This window comes from Pseudoalteromonas sp. 2CM32C (genome assembly GCF_023161925.1).
Classification (GTDB): domain Bacteria; phylum Pseudomonadota; class Gammaproteobacteria; order Enterobacterales; family Alteromonadaceae; genus Pseudoalteromonas; species Pseudoalteromonas marina.
Genome location: NZ_JALNTI010000007.1, coordinates 1 through 19,594, shown reverse-complemented (window position 1 = coordinate 19,594; position 19,594 = coordinate 1). Strand labels below are relative to the sequence as shown.

At 39.7% G+C, this 19,594-nt stretch carries 17 protein-coding genes; 7 read left to right on the top strand and 10 right to left on the bottom strand.

From position 1 onward, the window contains the following. Positions 1-2: 2 nt before the first annotated feature. The 6 genes from ihfB to gyrA all read right to left on the bottom strand — a co-directional run bounded on the left by ihfB (position 3) and on the right by gyrA (position 8,114). Positions 3-290 carry an integration host factor subunit beta gene (gene ihfB, locus MTF67_RS13295; protein ID WP_006794165.1) on the bottom strand — a complete coding sequence of 96 codons (288 nt, stop codon included), beginning with the start codon at positions 288-290 and terminating at the stop codon, positions 3-5. A 67-nt stretch (positions 291-357) separates the two neighbouring features. Further along, complete coding sequence (gene rpsA / locus MTF67_RS13290; protein WP_006794164.1) at positions 358-2,025, bottom strand: 30S ribosomal protein S1; 1,668 nt, start codon at positions 2,023-2,025, stop codon at positions 358-360. Between the two features lie 95 nt (positions 2,026-2,120). Then, positions 2,121-2,831 carry a (d)CMP kinase gene (gene cmk / locus MTF67_RS13285; RefSeq protein ID WP_039036919.1) on the bottom strand — a complete coding sequence of 237 codons (711 nt, stop codon included), beginning with the start codon at positions 2,829-2,831 and terminating at the stop codon, positions 2,121-2,123. Between the two features lie 106 nt (positions 2,832-2,937). Continuing rightward, positions 2,938-4,215, bottom strand: a complete 1,278-nt coding sequence (aroA, locus tag MTF67_RS13280; RefSeq protein WP_248519779.1) for a 3-phosphoshikimate 1-carboxyvinyltransferase — start codon at positions 4,213-4,215, stop codon at positions 2,938-2,940. Beyond that, positions 4,215-5,297 carry a 3-phosphoserine/phosphohydroxythreonine transaminase gene (serC, locus tag MTF67_RS13275; protein ID WP_248519778.1) on the bottom strand — a complete coding sequence of 361 codons (1,083 nt, stop codon included), beginning with the start codon at positions 5,295-5,297 and terminating at the stop codon, positions 4,215-4,217. Before serC ends, aroA begins: the two co-directional genes overlap by 1 nt. Before the next feature lie 117 nt (positions 5,298-5,414). Further along, on the bottom strand, positions 5,415-8,114 hold the full coding sequence (gene gyrA / locus MTF67_RS13270) for a DNA topoisomerase (ATP-hydrolyzing) subunit A (protein WP_248519777.1): 2,700 nt from the start codon (positions 8,112-8,114) through the stop codon (positions 5,415-5,417). A gap of 177 nt (positions 8,115-8,291) precedes the next feature. Here gyrA and ubiG point away from each other — a divergent pair, with 177 nt between their 5' ends. From ubiG to yfaE, 5 genes are all read left to right on the top strand, one after another. Beyond that, complete coding sequence (gene ubiG, locus MTF67_RS13265) at positions 8,292-9,002, top strand: bifunctional 2-polyprenyl-6-hydroxyphenol methylase/3-demethylubiquinol 3-O-methyltransferase UbiG (RefSeq protein WP_010557415.1); 711 nt, start codon at positions 8,292-8,294, stop codon at positions 9,000-9,002. Further along, a complete protein-coding gene (locus tag MTF67_RS13260; protein WP_248519776.1) occupies positions 9,002-9,682 on the top strand; it encodes an HAD-IA family hydrolase in 681 nt (226 codons plus the stop codon). The genes ubiG and MTF67_RS13260 overlap by 1 nt, the downstream gene beginning before the upstream one ends. Before the next feature lie 412 nt (positions 9,683-10,094). Then, a complete protein-coding gene (nrdA, locus tag MTF67_RS13255) occupies positions 10,095-12,377 on the top strand; it encodes a class 1a ribonucleoside-diphosphate reductase subunit alpha (protein WP_010557417.1) in 2,283 nt (760 codons plus the stop codon). 65 nt (positions 12,378-12,442) lie between these two features. Then, positions 12,443-13,573 (top strand): class Ia ribonucleoside-diphosphate reductase subunit beta, encoded by a 1,131-nt coding sequence (nrdB, locus tag MTF67_RS13250; RefSeq protein WP_006794448.1) that lies wholly within the window; start codon positions 12,443-12,445, stop codon positions 13,571-13,573. Further along, a complete protein-coding gene (yfaE, locus tag MTF67_RS13245; RefSeq protein WP_010557418.1) occupies positions 13,573-13,845 on the top strand; it encodes a class I ribonucleotide reductase maintenance protein YfaE in 273 nt (90 codons plus the stop codon). The genes nrdB and yfaE overlap by 1 nt, the downstream gene beginning before the upstream one ends. A 27-nt stretch (positions 13,846-13,872) precedes the next feature. On the opposite strand, the gene MTF67_RS13240 is transcribed toward yfaE, so the two are convergent. Both MTF67_RS13240 and MTF67_RS13235 read right to left on the bottom strand, forming a co-directional pair. Further along, on the bottom strand, positions 13,873-14,472 hold the full coding sequence (locus tag MTF67_RS13240; RefSeq protein ID WP_248519775.1) for a DUF1287 domain-containing protein: 600 nt from the start codon (positions 14,470-14,472) through the stop codon (positions 13,873-13,875). Between the two features lie 38 nt (positions 14,473-14,510). After that, positions 14,511-14,939 carry a hypothetical protein gene (locus MTF67_RS13235; protein WP_039036914.1) on the bottom strand — a complete coding sequence of 143 codons (429 nt, stop codon included), beginning with the start codon at positions 14,937-14,939 and terminating at the stop codon, positions 14,511-14,513. A 356-nt stretch (positions 14,940-15,295) separates the two neighbouring features. Here MTF67_RS13235 and MTF67_RS13230 point away from each other — a divergent pair, with 356 nt between their 5' ends. Both MTF67_RS13230 and MTF67_RS13225 read left to right on the top strand, forming a co-directional pair. After that, positions 15,296-15,682: a YkgJ family cysteine cluster protein gene (locus MTF67_RS13230; RefSeq protein WP_248519774.1), complete on the top strand. Its 387-nt coding sequence runs from the start codon at positions 15,296-15,298 to the stop codon at positions 15,680-15,682. A 136-nt stretch (positions 15,683-15,818) separates the two neighbouring features. Continuing rightward, positions 15,819-18,203: a TonB-dependent receptor gene (locus MTF67_RS13225; protein WP_248519773.1), complete on the top strand. Its 2,385-nt coding sequence runs from the start codon at positions 15,819-15,821 to the stop codon at positions 18,201-18,203. A 266-nt stretch (positions 18,204-18,469) separates the two neighbouring features. On the opposite strand, the gene MTF67_RS13220 is transcribed toward MTF67_RS13225, so the two are convergent. Together MTF67_RS13220 and MTF67_RS13215 are read right to left on the bottom strand one after the other, a co-directional pair. Next, positions 18,470-19,090: an FKBP-type peptidyl-prolyl cis-trans isomerase gene (locus MTF67_RS13220; protein WP_006794455.1), complete on the bottom strand. Its 621-nt coding sequence runs from the start codon at positions 19,088-19,090 to the stop codon at positions 18,470-18,472. Between the two features lie 69 nt (positions 19,091-19,159). Further along, complete coding sequence (locus MTF67_RS13215; protein ID WP_248519772.1) at positions 19,160-19,546, bottom strand: hypothetical protein; 387 nt, start codon at positions 19,544-19,546, stop codon at positions 19,160-19,162. Positions 19,547-19,594: the final 48 nt, after the last annotated feature.

Genomic DNA, 19,594 nt, shown 5'->3' with positions numbered 1-19,594 from the left:
AACTAGGCAATGCTCGCATTGACGCGGTCGCGTAATTCTTTACCTGGTTTAAAATGAGGTACATGCTTTCCATCTAACTCTACTGTATCGCCAGTTTTAGGGTTACGACCTGTGCGAGGAGCGCGGAAATGCAAAGAGAAACTACCAAATCCTCTGATCTCTATTCGATCTGAAGAAGATAATGAACCGGCCATTTGTTCTAGAATTTCTTTTACAGCATTTTCAACATCTTTCACTGGAACGTGTGCGTGTTGTTCCGCAAGTGTTTCTATCAATTCTGACTTAGTCATAGCGTTTCCTTAATAAAAAGATATAGGAAGGGCAAAAGTGCCCTCCCAACTAAAAACTAATTATTTATTAGTCTTTTTGTGCATTTGCGAAAGCAGCTGCCATTGCGTTTTCAAACACTGGCTCTTCTTTCTTAAGCTTCTCTAGTACTTCTTTCTCTTCTGCTTCGAAAAGAGCTTTAACAGATAAGCTTAAAGTGCGGTTCTTACGATCAACACCAACGTATTTAACTTCAACTTCGTCGCCTACAGAAACAACAGTAGTTGCATCTTCAACGCGCTCTTGAGCGATATCAGCTACACGGATGTAACCTTCAACGCCTTCGATAAGTTCAACAGTTGCGCCTTTCGCATCAACTTCAGTCACTTTACCTTTAACAATAGCACCTTTTTTGTTTGCATCAAGGTAGTTATTGAACGGGTCAGCTTCGATTTGCTTAACACCTAGAGAGATACGTTCACGCTCTGGGTCAACTTGCAATACGATAGCAGTGATTTCGTCGCCTTTCTTGAATTCACGTACAGCTTCTTCGCCAGGTGTGTTCCAAGAAATATCTGAAAGGTGCACAAGACCGTCAATACCACCGTCAAGACCGATAAAGATACCGAAGTCAGTGATTGATTTGATCTTACCAGTAACTTGGTCGCCTTTGTTTTGTAGACGAGCAAATTCCTGCCAAGGATTAGCAATACATTGCTTAAGACCTAGAGAAATACGACGACGTTCTTCGTCGATTTCAAGAACCATAACTTCAACTGTGTCACCTAGTGAAACAACTTTTGAAGGGTGGATGTTCTTGTTAGTCCAATCCATTTCAGAAACGTGTACTAGACCTTCAACGCCTTCTTCAATTTCTACGAAGCAACCGTAATCAGTAAGGTTAGTTACACGACCAGAAAGTTTAGAACCTTCTGGGTAACGACCAGCGATAGCTGCCCATGGATCTTCACCAAGCTGTTTAAGGCCTAGAGATACACGAGTTTTATCTTTGTCGAATTTAAGAACTTTAACTGCGATTTCGTCACCAACATTAACGATTTCTGAAGGGTGCTTAACACGCTTCCACGCCATATCAGTAATGTGTAGTAGACCATCAACACCACCAAGGTCAACGAACGCACCGTAGTCAGTAAGGTTCTTAACGATACCTTTAACTTCTTGACCTTCAACAAGGTTAGCAAGAAGCTCTTCACGTTCTTGTGAGTTTTCTGATTCGATAACTGCACGACGTGAAACAACAACGTTGTTACGTTTTTGATCAAGCTTGATTACTTTAAATTCAAGCTCTTTGCCTTCAAGGTGAGTTGTGTCACGTACTGGACGAACATCAACAAGTGAACCAGGTAGGAAAGCACGGATTGAATCAACTTCAACAGTGAAACCGCCTTTAACTTTACCGTTGATAACACCAGTAACAGTCTCTTGCTCTTCACAAGCTTTCTCAAGACGGATCCACGCTTCGTGACGCTTCGCTTTCTCACGAGAAAGGATAGTTTCACCGAAACCGTCTTCGATTGCATCTAGTGCAACATCTACTTCGTCGCCAACAGCAACTTCTAGTTCACCAGCAGCATTTTTGAACTGCTCTGCAGGGATAGCACTTTCTGATTTAAGACCAGCATCTACAAGTACAATGTTGTTCTCGATTGAGATTACTGTACCTTTAACAATAGAGCCTTGCTCTGCTTCAAAACCCTTTAAGCTTTCTTCAAATAACTGCGCAAAATTTTCTGACATACGAATATACGTCTCATATATTAATACCAATAAGCAACCATGCTGCATGGGGTTGTTAAAATAGCACTGGCATCCTGCTGGTGCATAAAATGTGTTTAACTTCGTTTAGGAAGTTTACCTTCAGAGATAGCTGCATCTAATAAAGTAATAACTTTATCAAACACTTGCTGTGCATTTAGCTCGCTAGTATCGAGTTCAATTGCATCTTCTGCAGGCACAAGCGGTGCGACGGCGCGATTCATATCACGGTCATCACGAGCTTGAATGTCCTCTAATAGACCACTTAGTGTAACATCAAGCCCACGCTCATTCAACTCAACAAAGCGTCTACGAGCACGCTCTTGTGCGCTCGCTGTCAAATAGATTTTTAATGGCGCATCTGGGAATACAACAGTACCCATATCACGGCCGTCTGCTATCAAACCATTTTCGGTTCTAAAAGCGCGTTGACGCCTTAATAGCGCTTCACGAACACGAGGAAGAGCTGCTACTTTTGATGCAGCTGCGCCCACTTCTTCATTACGAATAGTCGTGGTTACATCCTCTCCCTCTAGAATAACTTTTCCAGCATTAGTTTGGCTATCTACCAAAAACTGCACGTCTAAATTTGCAGCCAGTGGTACAAGTGCCTCTTCGTTATCTAATGCGATTTGGTGATGAAGTGCTGCAAGGGATAAAACGCGGTAAATTGCACCACTATCCAATACATCCCAACCCAACTTATCGGCTAACAAACGACAAACAGTTCCCTTACCAGAACCACTTGGGCCATCAACGGTGATCACGGGCATTAATAACGCCTGCATTTAAACCTCCTGCAATGCACACCTAAATAAACCGCGACATTATACGTCAGTTATTAAAATATATCTGCTATTAGTGTGTAACTTTTTATAAATAGTTATAAAAAGCCTATTCACTCACTGATGCTAATACATTGAAAAACGTAGGAAATGTTTTATAGGTACACTTAGGGTCATTGATTGTTATAGGCTTTCCGCCCACTGCAACCATGGCAAAACACATAGCAATCCGGTGATCATCGTAAGTGTCAATAGCGACATCGTTAAATGTTAATGGCGGAGTTATTTCAATAAAATCCTCCCCCTCAACCACTTTTGCACCTACTTTACGAAGTTCTGTACTCATAGCGTAAAGGCGGTCTGTTTCTTTTACACGCCAATTATAAATATTACGAATAGCTGTGGGACCTTTAGCAAATAAAGCAACGGTAGCTAACGTCATTGCAGCATCTGGAATGGCATTGGCGTCTATGTCGACCCCTTTTAACTCGCCTTTCCTCACAACTAAACGTTCATCGTACCAATCAATTTGAGCACCGACTTGTTCCATCACCTTCGCAAAGCCAATATCACCCTGAACCGATTTAGCACCCACACCTTTAATTTCAATCTCGCCACCAGCAATGGCTGCGGCTGCAACAAAATAAGAAGCCGATGATGCGTCACCTTCAACCATTATGCGTTCAGGTGATTGATACTGTTGGCCACCTTTTACTTTAAATAGTGAATAGTCTGAATGTTCAACGGTAATACCAAAACGCGCCATAACCCCTAAAGTAATATCAATATAAGGCTTAGACACCAATGTGCCTTTAATTGTAATTTGCGTATCACCACTGAATAATGGAGCTGCCATTAATAAAGCGGTTAAAAATTGACTTGAAATACTGCCATCAATTTCAACTTCGCCACCATTAATTTGCCCACCAACAATTTTAAGCGGTGGGTACTCTTTGTGGTTTGTATAGGTAATATCACCACCAAGGGCTTGAAGCGCATCAACTAAGTGCCCTATTGGGCGCTCTTCCATACGTGGCTCACCGACTAACTCATATTCACCTTTAACAGCAGCTAAAACAGCTGTTAACGGACGATATGCTGTACCCGCATTACCTAAAAATAAAGGTTCATTAGGTTTTTTGAACTCACCACCAACACCATGAACAGTTGCAACTGTTCGGTCTTCATTAAGTGTTACTGTTACACCTAAAAGCTCTAGTGCTCCCAACATGTGACGAATATCATCACTATCGAGTAAGTTCTCTACAACGGTTGTTCCGCTAGCCAGAGCAGCCAGCAGTAAAATACGATTAGATAAACTTTTTGATCCAGGCAATGTCACAGAGCCGTTAACACGCGATATCGGTTCTAAACGAAGTTGCTCCATTAGCTATTCTCCTTCGCAAAAGCTGCCATGAAATCAACAAGCGCTTGCACGCCTTCAAGTGGCATTGCGTTATAAATACTTGCGCGCATACCGCCTACTATTCTGTGCCCTTCAAGCGCTAATAAACCAGCTTCTTTAGATTGTGATACAAACTTTTCATTTAAGCTTTCGTCATTAAGCCAAAATGGGACGTTCATACGTGAGCGGCAATGCTTGGCTACTTTATTTGAATAAAAAGGAGACTCATCAATAAAATTATAAAGAAGTTCAGCCTTAGCGATATTATGAGCTTCCATTGCTTTTACACCACCTTGTGCTTCTAACCATTCAAACACTTCTGCAGCTAAGTACCATGCAAATGTGGGTGGTGTATTAAACATACTGCCCTGCTTCGCTTCGAGTGCATAATCTAAAATACCAGGCTTAGCTAAACCTTCACGATCAAGTAATGTTTTGCGCACAATAACGATAGCGATACCTGATGGACCAATATTTTTTTGCGCACCAGCGTAAATTAAATCAAATTTATCTACATCAATTTCGCGCGATAAAATCGTTGACGACATATCGGCAACAATTGGTGCCGTTGGATGACTTGGCACCTCAAAAATTTCTAAGCCATCTACGGTTTCGTTCGGACAATAATGAATATATGAGGCATCTGCAGGTAAAACCCAATCAGCTACATTTTTAATTGAGAATTTTCCATCTGCATCGTTACGTACATCAACACTGGTTGTTGACGTAAACTTGTTAGCTTCGTCTGTCGCGCTTTTAGACCACACACCATTTTCGCAGTAGATAGCTTTTTTATCTGCTTGATGAAGATTGAGGGGCACTGCACTAAACTGACCGCGACCACCACCATGCATAAATAAAACTTCAAATTCATCGCTAATATTCATTAAGCGTCTTAAGCTTGCTTCACATTTTGCAGTTAATGCCAAAAATTCTTTACTACGGTGGCTAATTTCCATTACAGAAACGCCCATGTCTTGCCAATCTAAGAATTCTTTTTGTGCTTTTTGCATTACCGCTTGCGGAAGCATAGCCGGCCCTGCACAAAAATTATATTTACTCATTACCTTTGCCTCATTCCAGTAATTTATACACGCAACATGAAAATATTAAATCCACGCTGTATTAATTTTTTTCAACAACATTAAAAAAAGCGGCCAAGGCCGCTTTTTCAATCTCAATTATTCTGAAGGAGGATTATCATCCACGACTTCATCTATAACTGTATCAACTGTTTCAACGTCTTCAGTATTGATTAAGTCACTTTCTGTAACTTCAATTTCTTCTATACGTTGTAAACCAACTACTTGCTCTTCGTCAATAGTTCTGATCAAAATAACACCTTGTGTGTTACGACCAACTGTTGAAACTTCGTTCACACGAGTACGCACTAACGTTCCGCGATTTGAAATAAGCATTATTTCGTCGTTGTCATCAACTTGAACAGCACCTACTACAGCACCATTACGCTCACTCACCTTAATTGATACAACACCTTGTGTTGCACGACTCTTAGATGGGTAATCTTCAAGTTGAGTTCGTTTACCATAACCATTTTCAGTTACAGTCAATATTGCGCCATCAGTTTTTGGCACGATGAGCGATACAACACGTTGCTCGTCGGTCATTTTAATACCGCGTACACCCGTTGCCGTTCTGCCCATTGGACGAACACCCTTGAAACGAATTTCTGGGTTACCTTCTTCGTCTAATACTGGGTTACCGTTTTCATCTACAACAGCAGATTCTTCAGCTTCTTTAAAGCGAACAACCTTACCCGCATCAGTAAACAACATTATTTCGTTCGTACCGTCAGTAATATCAACACCAATTAAGCTGTCGCCATCATTAAGGTTAACAGCAATAATACCGCTAGCACGTTGACGGCTGTAGGCTGTTAATGGTGTTTTCTTAACAGTACCAAAAGCAGTTGCCATAAAGATGTATTTATCTTCTTCGTACTCACGTACTGGCAGTATAGCGGTAATACGTTCGTCAGCTTCTAAAGGTAATAAGTTTACAATTGGCTTACCGCGTGCTGCACGGCTTGCAAGTGGTAATTGATACACTTTTAACCAATATAAGCGACCAGCTGTAGAGAAACATAAAATAGTATCGTGCGTATTTGCAACTAATAAACGCTCGATGAAATCTTCGTCTTTCATCTTCGTTGCAGACTTACCCTTTCCGCCACGACGTTGCGCTTCGTAATCAGACAATGCCTGATACTTAACATACCCCTCGTGAGAAAGTGTCACTACAACATTTTCCTCAGTAATGAGGTCTTCAAGGCTGATATCATGCGCGGCTGCGTTGATTTCAGTACGGCGTTCATCACCATATTGCGCCTTAATTTCAACTAATTCATCACGAATTACTTCCATTAAGCGCTCTGGACTTGCCAATATGTGTAACAGCTCAGCAATCAAATCAAGCAGTGTTTGGTATTCACTTAAGATTTTTTCGTGCTCAAGGCCTGTTAGCTTGTGAAGGCGTAAATCAAGAATCGCTTGAGCTTGTTGCTCAGAAATGAAGTACTGGCCGTCGCGTATACCTAAATCATCAGCTAACCAATCTGGGCGAGCAACGTTAGCCTCACCTGCTTTTTCAAGCATTGCTTTAACATTACCTAATTCCCACGAACGTGCAGTTAACGCTATTTTTGCTTCTGCAGGTGTTGGAGATTTACGAATAAGTTCAATAATTGGGTCAATGTTGGCAAGTGCAATTGCTAGACCTTCTAGCATGTGTGCACGGTCGCGCGCTTTACGTAAATCAAATACTGTACGACGAGTTACTACTTCACGACGGTGAATAATAAACTCTTCAAGCATTTCTTTTAAATTAAAACACTTAGGCTGGTTATTGATGAGTGCAACCATGTTCATACCAAACACTGTTTGTAACTGTGTTTGTGCATATAGGTTGTTTAGAATCACTTCACCTACGTCACCACGCTTTATCTCAATAACGATACGCATACCGTCTTTATCTGATTCATCACGTAGTGCACTAATGCCTTCAATCTTTTTATCTTTAACAAGCTCCGCTATTTTTTCAATTAAGCGTGCTTTGTTAACTTGATAAGGGATTTCATGAACAATAATTGTTTCACGACCCGTTTTTTCGTCTGTTTCGATGTCAGCACGTGCACGCATGTACACTTTGCCACGACCAGTTTGATACGCTTGTTCAATCCCTTTTTTACCGTTAATGATTGCGGCTGTAGGGAAATCTGGACCAGGAATGTAATCCATTAACTCAGTTATGGTTAAATCTGGATTAACAATTAATGCTAAACAACCATTGATAACTTCAGTTAAGTTATGTGGTGGGATGTTTGTTGCCATACCTACGGCAATACCAGAAGAACCATTTACAAGTAAGTTAGGTACCTTGGTTGGTAAAACGTCAGGAATTTGCTCTGTGCCATCGTAGTTAGGAACGAAATCAACCGTTTCTTTCTCAAGATCCGCTAATAACTCATGAGACATTTTAGCCATACGTACTTCGGTGTAACGCATAGCAGCAGCTGAATCACCATCAACAGAACCAAAGTTACCCTGGCCGTCTACAAGCATATAACGAAGTGAGAATGGCTGTGCCATACGAACTATCGTGTCATAAACTGCGCTATCGCCGTGTGGGTGGTATTTACCGATTACATCACCGACAACACGTGCCGACTTTTTGTAAGGCTTGTTCCAATCATTACTAAGCTCGTTCATTGCAAACAAAACGCGGCGGTGAACTGGCTTTAAGCCATCACGTACGTCTGGTAATGCACGTCCTACAATTACACTCATTGCGTAATCTAAGTAGGAGTTTTTTAACTCGTCTTCAATATTGACTGGCAGAATTTCATTGGCGAGATCAGTCATTTGATATCACATTCCTTCAGTAGCAGCTCTTAATAACCCAGTATTAGGTTTTAAAGAGTATTGTTATTATTACTAACAGACATGCTATCACAATTAATTTTAATTTACAGGCGCAAAACTTTGCGATTTATCAATTTAGGCCTATATAATGGCCTCAGATTGACGAGGAAGTATTTTATGACCGAACATCAAAATGTAGATCACGCAGAAATAGCTAAGTTTGAAGCCATCGCAGAGCGTTGGTGGGATTTAGAGGGTGAGTTTAAACCTCTTCACGAAATTAATCCGTTACGCCTAGATTTTATTGCAAATAAAACGCAAGGTTTATTTGATAAAGAAACACTCGATGTTGGCTGTGGTGGGGGTATTTTAAGCCAAAGTATGGCACGTATGGGGGCAAAGGTAACAGGTATTGATATGGGACAAGAGCCTTTGACTGTCGCTAAATTACACAGCCTAGAAACGGGTGTTAATGTAGATTACATAAAAATACCCGCAGAACAGTTTGCTGAAGAACACCCTGAACGATTTGACGTTGTTACCTGTATGGAAATGCTCGAACACGTTCCAGACCCCGCTTCAATTATTCACGCCGTTGCCAAACTTGCAAAACCTGGCGCTGATGTTTTTTTCTCTACCCTCAATAAAACACCGAAAGCCTACTTGTACGCAATTGTAGGTGCTGAAAAACTATTAAAAATGGTTCCAGAGGGAACTCACGATCACAAAAAGTTTATTAAACCGGCGCAGCTAATTGCGTGGGCCGAGCAAGCGGGCTTAAAAGTACGTGCAAGCTCAGGACTTTCGTATAACCCCTTCTCTAAACAATACACACTTAATAATGATGTTAGTGTTAATTATATCCTTCATTTTGAGAAGTTGGTGTAATGAAGAGCGCAGGTTCATCATTAGAACTTTATCAATATGATGCGTTTTTGTTTGATTTAGACGGCACCTTACTCGACACAGCTGACGATTTAGGCGCTGCACTTAATAGTGTATTACGAGCAAATCAAATTGCCGAAGTAACGAGCGACATATATCGCCCAGCGGCTTCTAATGGAGCGGCAGCTTTATTGGAAGCGGGTTTTAAAGAGTTGTGGCCCTCTCTTGCACAAGCACAGTTGATAAAGCAATTGGTCGATAGCTATGCCCAAAACATTGCGAAATACACCCAATGCTTTGCCGGTATTGAACCACTACTGATCTCACTTGATCACAAAAAGATCAAATGGGGGATCATGACAAACAAGCCTGGCTTTTTAACTGAGCCGCTTGTCGCTGCGATCCCCGCTTTAAAAAATGCGGCAGTTGTTATTAGCGGTGATACGCTTGAAGAAGCCAAACCCTCTCCTCTACCTTTACTTCATTGCGCAAAACTAATGGACGTAATACCAGCTCGCTGTTTATACATAGGTGATGCCGAGCGAGACATTCAAGCGGGTAAAGCAGCAGGTATGCCTACAGCTACTGCTCTGTGGGGGTACATTCCAAGCGATGCAGAAGCACTTACTTGGAAAGCTGATTTTAACTGGCGTAGCCCTATTGACGCATTTAACCATATATAGTGCCCATTTTAGATATAAACACTATATATTGTGATTGTGTTAGTTTTTACGCAAAGCTTGATGATAAAAAAAGCAGCCGAAATTTATTTTCAAAATGTGTAAATTTAGTCGATCCTGAGTTGATTTTTAAAAATTTCAACTTCAATGAATGATCAAAGGTTAATGCCTACTAACACAAATACGTTATCCCAACGTTATCCACAAATAGGGGCAATTATGCCCCTTGCAAATCAACTCAGACCACACTATCTTGTGATCTCTAAATTGAACAACACCAGATATTGTGGCCAAATGTTATTCAATTAAATTTACCTCATTGGGTAAAACTTATAAAAAATGAGCACTACTTCTCTTTTTGAGACGTACAACATTGGTCAAAAATACATTATCCCCAAGGAATACAGGCAAAGCTATGAACCAACAGTTATCTGTAAGCAAACGTGACGGGCGCAAAGAGCCTCTTGATCTTGATAAGATCCATCGCGTTATAGAATGGGCCGCCGAAGGTTTAAATAACGTTTCGGTTTCACAGGTTGAATTAAAGTCACATATTCAATTTTATGATGGTATTCGTACAAAAGATATTCACGAAACGATTATCAAAGCGGCTGCCGATCAGATTTCTAAAGAATCACCTGATTACCAGTATCTTGCTGCGCGTTTAGCTGTATTCCACTTACGTAAAAAAGCATACGGTCAATTCGAGCCTCCACGTTTATTTGATCACGTAACAAAAATGGTGAGTGATAAACGTTACGATGCTCACTTACTTGCTGATTATACAGAGCAAGAATTTGACGAATTAGACGAATACCTTGACCACTCACGCGATCTTAATTTTAGTTACGCTGCAGTTAAGCAATTAGAAGGTAAATACCTAGTTCAAAACCGTGTAACGGGTGAGATTTATGAAAGCGCACAGTTTTTATATATTTTAGTGGCTGCAAGCTTATTTGCAGATTACCCACGAGAAACACGAGTTTCATATATAAAACGTTTTTACGACGCGGTATCGTTATTTAAAATTTCATTGCCTACGCCGATCATGGCTGGTGTACGTACGCCTACTCGTCAATTTAGCTCTTGCGTACTTATTGAATGTGGCGACAGCCTTGATTCAATCAATGCAACATCGTCAGCTATTGTAAAATACGTTTCTCAGCGTGCTGGTATCGGTATTAATGCTGGTCGTATCCGTGCATTAGGAAGCCATATTCGTAATGGCGAAGCATACCACACTGGTTGTATCCCTTTTTACAAGCACTTTCAAACAGCTGTTAAGAGTTGTTCGCAAGGTGGTGTTCGCGGCGGCGCAGCAACCCTATTCTACCCGCTATGGCATTTAGAAGTAGAGAACCTTTTAGTTCTTAAAAATAACCGTGGTGTTGATGACAACCGTGTTCGTCATTTAGATTACGGCGTACAGTTTAATAAGTTAATGTATTCTCGTTTGATTAAAGACGATTACATCACGTTATTTAGCCCATCAGACGTGCCAGGTCTTTACGATGCGTTTTTTGAAGATCAAGACGAATTTGATGCGTTATATGTTAAATACGAACAAGACGAGTCAATTCGTAAAAAGCGTATTAAAGCCATTGAATTGTTCTCTGTGTTTGCTCAAGAGCGTGCAAGTACTGGCCGCATATACTTACAGAATGTAGATCACTGTAATACACATAGCCCGTTTATAGCGAAAGTTGCGCCAATACGTCAGTCTAACTTGTGTTTAGAAATTGCATTACCGACTAAACCACTTAACAACGTTAACGACGAAGAAGGCGAAATTGCATTATGTACATTGTCTGCTTTCAACCTAGGTGCGCTTGAGTCTCTAGATGAACTAGAAGAGCTTGCGGAGCTAGCAGTACGTGCACTCGATAACTTACTCGACTTCCAAGACTACCCAGTACCAGCTGCCAAAAACGCAACAATGGGACGTCGTACGTTAGGAATAGGTGTAATCAACTATGCCTACTACTTAGCTAAAAATGGTAAGCGTTATTCAGACGGCAGTGCAAATGCACTAACACATAAAACATTCGAAGCTATTCAATACTACTTGATGAAAGCGTCAAACGAACTTGCAAAAGAACGTGGTGCATGTCCTAAGTTTAACGAAACAACGTATTCTCAAGGCATTATGCCAACAGATACGTATAAAACAGACTTAGATAAAATTTGTGATGAGCCACTGCACCTTGATTGGGATACACTGCGTAAGAGCATACAAGAACACGGTATGCGTAACTCAACACTAAGCGCATTAATGCCATCAGAAACGTCATCGCAAATCTCGAACGCAACAAATGGTATCGAGCCGCCACGCGGTCACATTAGTGTTAAAGCAAGTAAAGATGGTATTTTAAAACAAGTTGTACCTGAGTACGAACGTTTGAAAGACAACTATGAGTTACTTTGGGACATTCCTTCTAATGATGGTTACTTACAGCTTGTCGGTATCATGCAAAAATTTGTTGACCAAACTATTTCTGCAAACACAAATTATGATCCAAATAAATTTGAAGGCGGTAAAGTACCTATGAAAGTCTTATTAAAAGACTTACTTAGCGCCTACAAATTGGGGGTCAAAACGTTGTATTACCATAATACCCGTGATGGCGCATCTGATGCACAAGACGACACTCCAGAAGTGGAAGATGACGATTGTGCAGGCGGCGCGTGTAAAATATAGTCGTTAATTTTATCTTAAGCGGGCATACAGCCCGCTTTGTTCTGATAGTTTTTTGAGTGATAAACATGTCTTATACTACTTTTAGTCGTAATCATAATAACCAAATGCAAGAGCCAATGTTTTTTGGCCAGACCGTTAACGTATCGCGTTACGATCAACAAAAATATCCTATTTTTGAAAAGTTAATTGAAAAGCAACTGTCTTTCTTTTGGCGACCAGAAGAAGTAGATGTGAGTAAAGACCGTTTAGATTTTCAGGCGCTACCAGAGCATGAAAAGCACATATTTTTAAGTAACTTAAAATATCAAACACTGCTTGATAGTGTACAAGGCCGCTCTCCTAACGTTGCGCTACTACCTATCGTGTCTATCCCAGAACTTGAAACCTGGATAGAAACTTGGGCATTTAGTGAAACAATTCACAGCCGTTCATACACGCACATTATTCGTAACGTAACACAATCACCAGAGCTTATTTTTGATGACATCGTTAGCAACGATAAAATTAGCGAGCGCGCTGATGCAGTAACGACTTATTACGATGATTTAATTAACTCTGTTTCACTTTACAACCTTTACGGTGAAGGCAAGCATGAAATCAACGGTAAAACAGTGGTTGTAAACTTATTCGAGCTGAAAAAGAAACTTTACCTCGCTATGATGTCGGTAAACATTCTTGAAGCAATTCGTTTTTATGTCAGCTTTGCTTGTTCATTTGCATTTGCTGAGCGTGAACTTATGGAAGGTAACGCTAAGATAATTAAACTAATTGCACGTGACGAAGCACTTCATCTTTCGGGTACACAGCATATTTTAAATATCATGCAAGACGGCAAAGACGATCCAGAAATGGCAATCGTTGCAGCTCAATGTCGCGATGAAGCAATTAAAATGTTTGTACAAGCTGCCGAGCAAGAGAAAGAATGGGCAGAGTACCTATTCAAAGATGGCTCTATGATTGGCTTAAACAAGCATATTTTATGTCAGTATGTTGAATATATTACTAACGCACGTATGACTGCTATTGGTTTGCCAGCCCAATTTGAAAACAACAGTAACCCTATCCCATGGATCAACTCATGGTTAGTGTCTGATAATGTTCAGGTTGCACCACAAGAGGCAGAAATTAGTTCATACCTTGTAGGTCAAATAGATTCACAAGTTGATGCTGCTGAATTTGGTGACTTTGACTTATAATGAATAACGAAACGACTGCAAGTGTTACACTTGCAGAAAACAGCCAGCGCATTGAATATAGCCCTGGCTGCCCTTCTCTTTTACACTGCTTAGAATCTCAAAAAATAGACGTTGCTTATCAATGTCGTGAAGGCTACTGCGGTGCTTGCAGAGCAACTTTAGTATCTGGCAATGTTAAATATAATGAAGAGCCACTCGCGTTTGTTCGTGATGGTGAAATACTTTTATGCTGTAGCAAGCCAAACGGCAATATAAGTATTAATCTAAAATAATTAATAGCTTTATAGCAGCACCCATCTTTACTGGGCATTATAATGTTTATTAGTAAAACGATAATGACCAGTAATCTTATAATCAAATAGCATTTCGCTTATTTCTGGCCCTCGCCCTATATTATGTACAATTTGAACATTCTCGGCGCTGTTTAAAGCTTCAGTAACAACCATGCCTATATGGGGTAAGATACCGGGTAACATCCAAGTAACTATATCACCAACTTTATAATCACGTGAGTTACTTGAAATAGTTAACTCTGTGCCTTGACGCTTAAAAAATACTTGAAGGTTAGGTACACGCCTGTGGTCGATATTTTTATCTGGTTTTTTTAAATCCCAAATTCGCTCAGACGGATACATAGCAAAATTTGCTCGAATATCTTCATGTACTCTTTGTTGTAAATCCACACCCAATTGGCGGTAAGCGCGAATAATAACATCGGTACACACACCAATATTACTTGGTACATCACCACCGGGATAGGTCATTGAATAATAACTGCCGTCATAAGTAATATCGTGTGTTGTTCTTTCAATCAGAGCTGCGGATATTTGCTGATTGAAAGAGTTAGCAAACGAACAAAAAGGTAAAAACGTAAATAAATATAAACCGTATTTAAACATAATCACCCTTTTAAAAACGCTATACGCCAAAACTTTAATTAGCCTTCTTCTTCAACAAGTGACTCTAACAAGTCATGAATCTCTGCTTTAAGTTCTTTGTCTTCTATTTTATTTGCACTGACTTTGGCACTTTGAAGATTTTTTATAGCCTCTTCTTTTTGGCCCATCTCAAGTTGCAGTGTCGCCATAGAAAAAGCAACCGACGACATATGGTCTTTATTATTAATAGCAATAGATTTTGCTAGTGCCTTCTCGTAGGTAGTAATAGCATCTTCTAACTCTTCTGTAAAATCAGCCAGTGTTTCCCACTGAACAGGATGATCTTTAGAGGTATTTTCGTTTTCTTCACAAATTGCTTTTAGTTTAGAAAAAAGTAACTCAAAGCGTTTGCGATCATTTTTATTCGCCGCACTCATTAATTCTTCAGCCAAATCATGTACCGCTTTGTATACTTTTGTATTCATCATTACGTATCACCCTTAATGTATTTATGCTTAAAATAGCAAAATATAAATTTAAATGGCTCATTAAATATGCCTTTAGGCCGATCATACAACATTAAAGTATATAGCAAACGATTTAACTCCAGGGGCAGTAGTTAAAAATGTATTTTTGATGAGGTTTATCTATTTTATAGGTAGTAAAACCCTCTATAAGGCTTAACTATAGTTGATTTGTAAATATCAGAACGAAAAAGAATATTTGGTAAGCTTTTTCAGGCTATAAATTAAAATGCTTAGCGTAAATAAAATAATAATTTCAAACAATTTAACATGAGCTGTTAAACTAATAATTGTAAAAATTATATAAAGATGAATAAATCATGAAAGAGTGTAACCAGTGTGGTAAATGCTGTACCAAATATGGTGGTGGTGACCTCGACGTATCATCAGAAGAAATTGAAATGTGGGCGCTCTTTAATCCCGAGATTTATCAATATGTACAAAACAATAAAATTTGGTTTGAGCCGAACACAGGTGATAAATTAAATAACTGCCCATTTTTAGCAATTGAACCTAAAAAAGATGAAGGTGATCGCGATAAATTCATATGTAATATTTACCTAGACCGACCTGAAGATTGCCGCCAATACCCTAGCCTAATAGCCGAAATGCTACGTGACGAATGTGAAATGCTAGAGCCTACTGACTTAAAAAACCAAAAACGTGCACAATACAAGCTTGATGTACTAATGATTGATAGCAGATAAAATACCAACCTGAGTGATTTATCATCATTTTTAGTTGATTAAACGCAAAAGCAAAGGTTATAGTATAACATTGTTGATTCAAAAATTATGAACTGTTATATTATATCACAACATGTAATCACCAAATAATTTACCAATGACTAAGTTAACATTAATTTCTTCTGCCATTTTATCGGTTTTATGCACCCAATCCGCCCTAGCTGCAACAATAACAGGTAAGGTAATAAACGATAAAAATCAACCTATTGAAAACGCTTCCATTCATGTTCATGGAAAAAATCAAACTATAAAAAGTAATGAGCTTGGCGAATTCTCAATTGAAATTGACGCTAACAGCCAACTTCATATCAGTAAAGACAACTACGTAGATTCAAGAATAACGGTGACTGAATCGTCAAATAATGTCACGGTTTCACTTTTACCAACCTCGGTTGAAACCGTTGTGGTTTATGCATCTGCGCTACACAAAAGCAGCTTAGAAATGATTTCACCGGTAAGCGTTCTGTCGGGTGATGAGTTAAGAAATAAATCTAAACCAACACTTGGCGAAACACTAAAAGGTTTACCTGGTGTTAATGCAAGCTACTTTGGCCCTGTATCCTCAAGCCCTATTATTCGAGGTTTAGATGGTCCTCGCGTTAAAATCACCCAAAACGGATTAGATGCTAGTGATGCGTCGCGCATTGGACCAGACCATGCAACCTCAAGCGACAGCTTAGCAGCTGAACAAATTGAAGTACTTCGTGGACCAAGTACACTTTTGTATGGCTCAGGTGCAATTGGTGGGGTGGTAAATGTGGTTGATAACCGTATTCCAACGAGTAATTTAGATGATTTAACTGGCGCCGCTGAATACAGCCATGACACTGTTTCTAACTCAAATACCCTGGCCGCAAAACTAGAAACAGGAAATGACGGATTTAACTTTCATTTTGATGGGACTAAACGCAGTGGCGATGACTATGAAACGCCTACATTTACAGTAACTGACGAAGATGGCGACGTTGAAACTGAAAACTCAGTAGAAAACACGTTTATTGATAGCGAAACACTAAATTTTGGTACTAGCTACGTTGGCGAGCACCTTACTGTTGGATTTTCTTACGGTAGTATAGAAACTGACTATGGAATACCTGGACATGAACATCATCATGAGCATGATCACGAAGGTGAAACTGAAGAAGAACATGCAGAACATGAGGATGAAGAAGAAGGCGAAGAAGCTGTTTTTGCACAGCTAGAGCAAGACCGTTGGCAAGGCTTAGTCAGCTATGCGCTTCACAATAACTGGATAGAGACAATCAACCTACGTATAGGTTATACAGACTATTCACACAGTGAAATTGAAGATGGTGAAATTGGCACCACGTTCACTAATAAAACTACCGAAGCGCGTTTAAACGTAGAACATAAGTTCGCGGATTGGCATGGTATGCTGGGCTATCATTACAGCGATTCTGACTACGATGCAATTGGTGATGAAGCATTTACTCCAGCCAGTATAACAACCTCAAATGCACTTTATGTGTTAGAAGAACGCGTGTTTGGTGATGTAACTTTAGAGCTTGGTGCTCGTATTGAAGATTACAAAATTGAAAGTAAAATATCTTCTGCTGAGCATCATCATGACCATGATGAAGAAGTTGAAGAAGAACATGAAGAAGAGATAATTGCCTACAGTGAAAGTTTTACTAACGTAAGTGCATCTGCAGGGGCTATTTGGCAATATACACCAGGACAAAGTTTAGCACTGAGCCTATCTCACTCTGAGCGTGCGCCGCTTTCTGCTGAGCTGTTATCAAATGGCCTACACATTGCAACAGGTACTTACGAACTTGGCTTAGGTTACCACATCGAAGATAACGAAGCGCATTTTGAACCTGAGGACATCAAACAAGAAAAATCAACTAACCTTGATTTAAGCTTTAGACGCTTTAGCGGAGATTTTGGTTACACTATAAACTTTTTCTATAATGATATTAAAAATTTCTATTTCCAAGAAAATACGGGCTTAGTTTACGATGAAGAAGAGGGTTTAGAATCAGCTGTTGGTGCACACGACGATGCAGTCGCTGTTTACCAATTTAGAAGCAAAGATGCAGAGCTCTATGGATTTGAGTTCGATGCACACTACCAAATTACACCAAACACAATGCTTAAAGTATTTGGTGACTCTACCCGCGCTAAACTTAAAAATGACGAAGGCAACTTGCCTCGTATACCAGCAAATAAGTTAGGCTCTGAATTACAGTTTGATTTAGGTAGCTTGCAACTAACCCTAACTGGTACACATTACTTCGATCAAAATGATATCACTGCGTTTGAAAGCCAAACAGATGGTTATACTTTATTTGATGCTCAAGCTAACTACCAATTAGGGTTAGGTGCTGTTGATGCTCAATTTTATATAAATGTTGATAACCTGACTGATGAGCTAGGGTTTGTTCATACCTCATTTATAAAAGATAAAGCCCCTCTTCCAGGTAGAAATATTCGCTTGGGTGTTCGCGGCTACTTTTAATCATTAAAAGCTATGCTTTGACATTAAAGTGTTTAATTAATAACTCCCTTTTGAAACCGCATTTTTAAATGCGGTTTTTTTTAATGACTTGCTTTGTAATTGGCGTTTGGCGTTTGGCGTTTGGCGTTTGGCGTTTGGCGTTTGGCGTTAATCATTTTAAAAGTGACTATGCGTATTGCCTGACAATAATTAAAGGTAATTTTTATAGGCACAAAAAAACCGCGCTAATAATAAGCGCGGTTTTTTAACTAACTTAATAACGACTATTAAGAAAGGATTTCGTGTAGCTCAACATCAAATACAAGCGTTGAGAAAGGTGCAATTGCAGCACCTGCACCACGTTCACCATAAGCTAGCTCATGAGGAACGTAAATACGCCATTTAGTGCCTACTGGCATCATTTGTAACGCTTCAGTCCAACCTTTGATCACGCCACCTACTGGGAATTCAGCTGGTTGACCGCGCTCGTAAGAGCTATCAAATACTGTACCGTTAATTAATGTACCGTGGTAATCAACACGTACTGTAGACTCAGCAGTTGGCTTTTCGCCTTCACCTGTTGCTAATACTTCATATTGAAGACCAGACTCAGTAACAGTGATTTCAGGACGTTTTGCGTTTTCTTCTAAGAATGCAATACCTTCAGCAGAAAGTACTTTTGACTCTTCTTCGCGACGAGCTTGAATCTCTTCGTTAACTTTTTCAAATGCAGCTTGGATCTCTGGGATCTCAACTTGAAAAGCGCTACCTGCGTACGCATCTTTCATGCCTTCAAACACTGAATTTAGGTTTAAGCCTTCAAAAGGATTAGACTTAAGTTGCTCACCCATTTGTAAGCCAATACCGTAACTTGCTTTTTCAGCATCTGTAGTAAAATTATCTGACATAATGTGTTTTTCACGTTTTGTTAGTTAAAAGACATGAGTATGCTATCACAAAATAACGCACGTTTGGTGCTAGTTTTTATTGAGTTTTACCTTTAACAGACCAACAATAAAGCAACTAAGTATCAAACTGAATAAAAATCCAACAAGCAATGAAAAAGTTAATAAACTAGCGGTGCCGCCAATAATAATTGGTACAGCGACTAATCCAACTACACCAATAAAAACTGAGGCAACTAGGGGCCATTTTGTATCGTACTTAGTAATTAAGTGTGCCACTAAAATATTAAAACCTACACCATATGCAAACGCTGTAATTAATGGGTGTTCTGGTTGTGCATCGGCTGCCATTTTAATTAGTACGCTCATGCCGCTTTGGTAGCAGTAACCAAAAACGGTCCATAAAAGAATGTGTTTTAAAAGCTGTGCACTCATAGGAATAGTTGCTTTGTCTGTCATTTATCAAACCCCAGATAGCAAAAAACCGCCATAAGGCGGTTTTTTAAA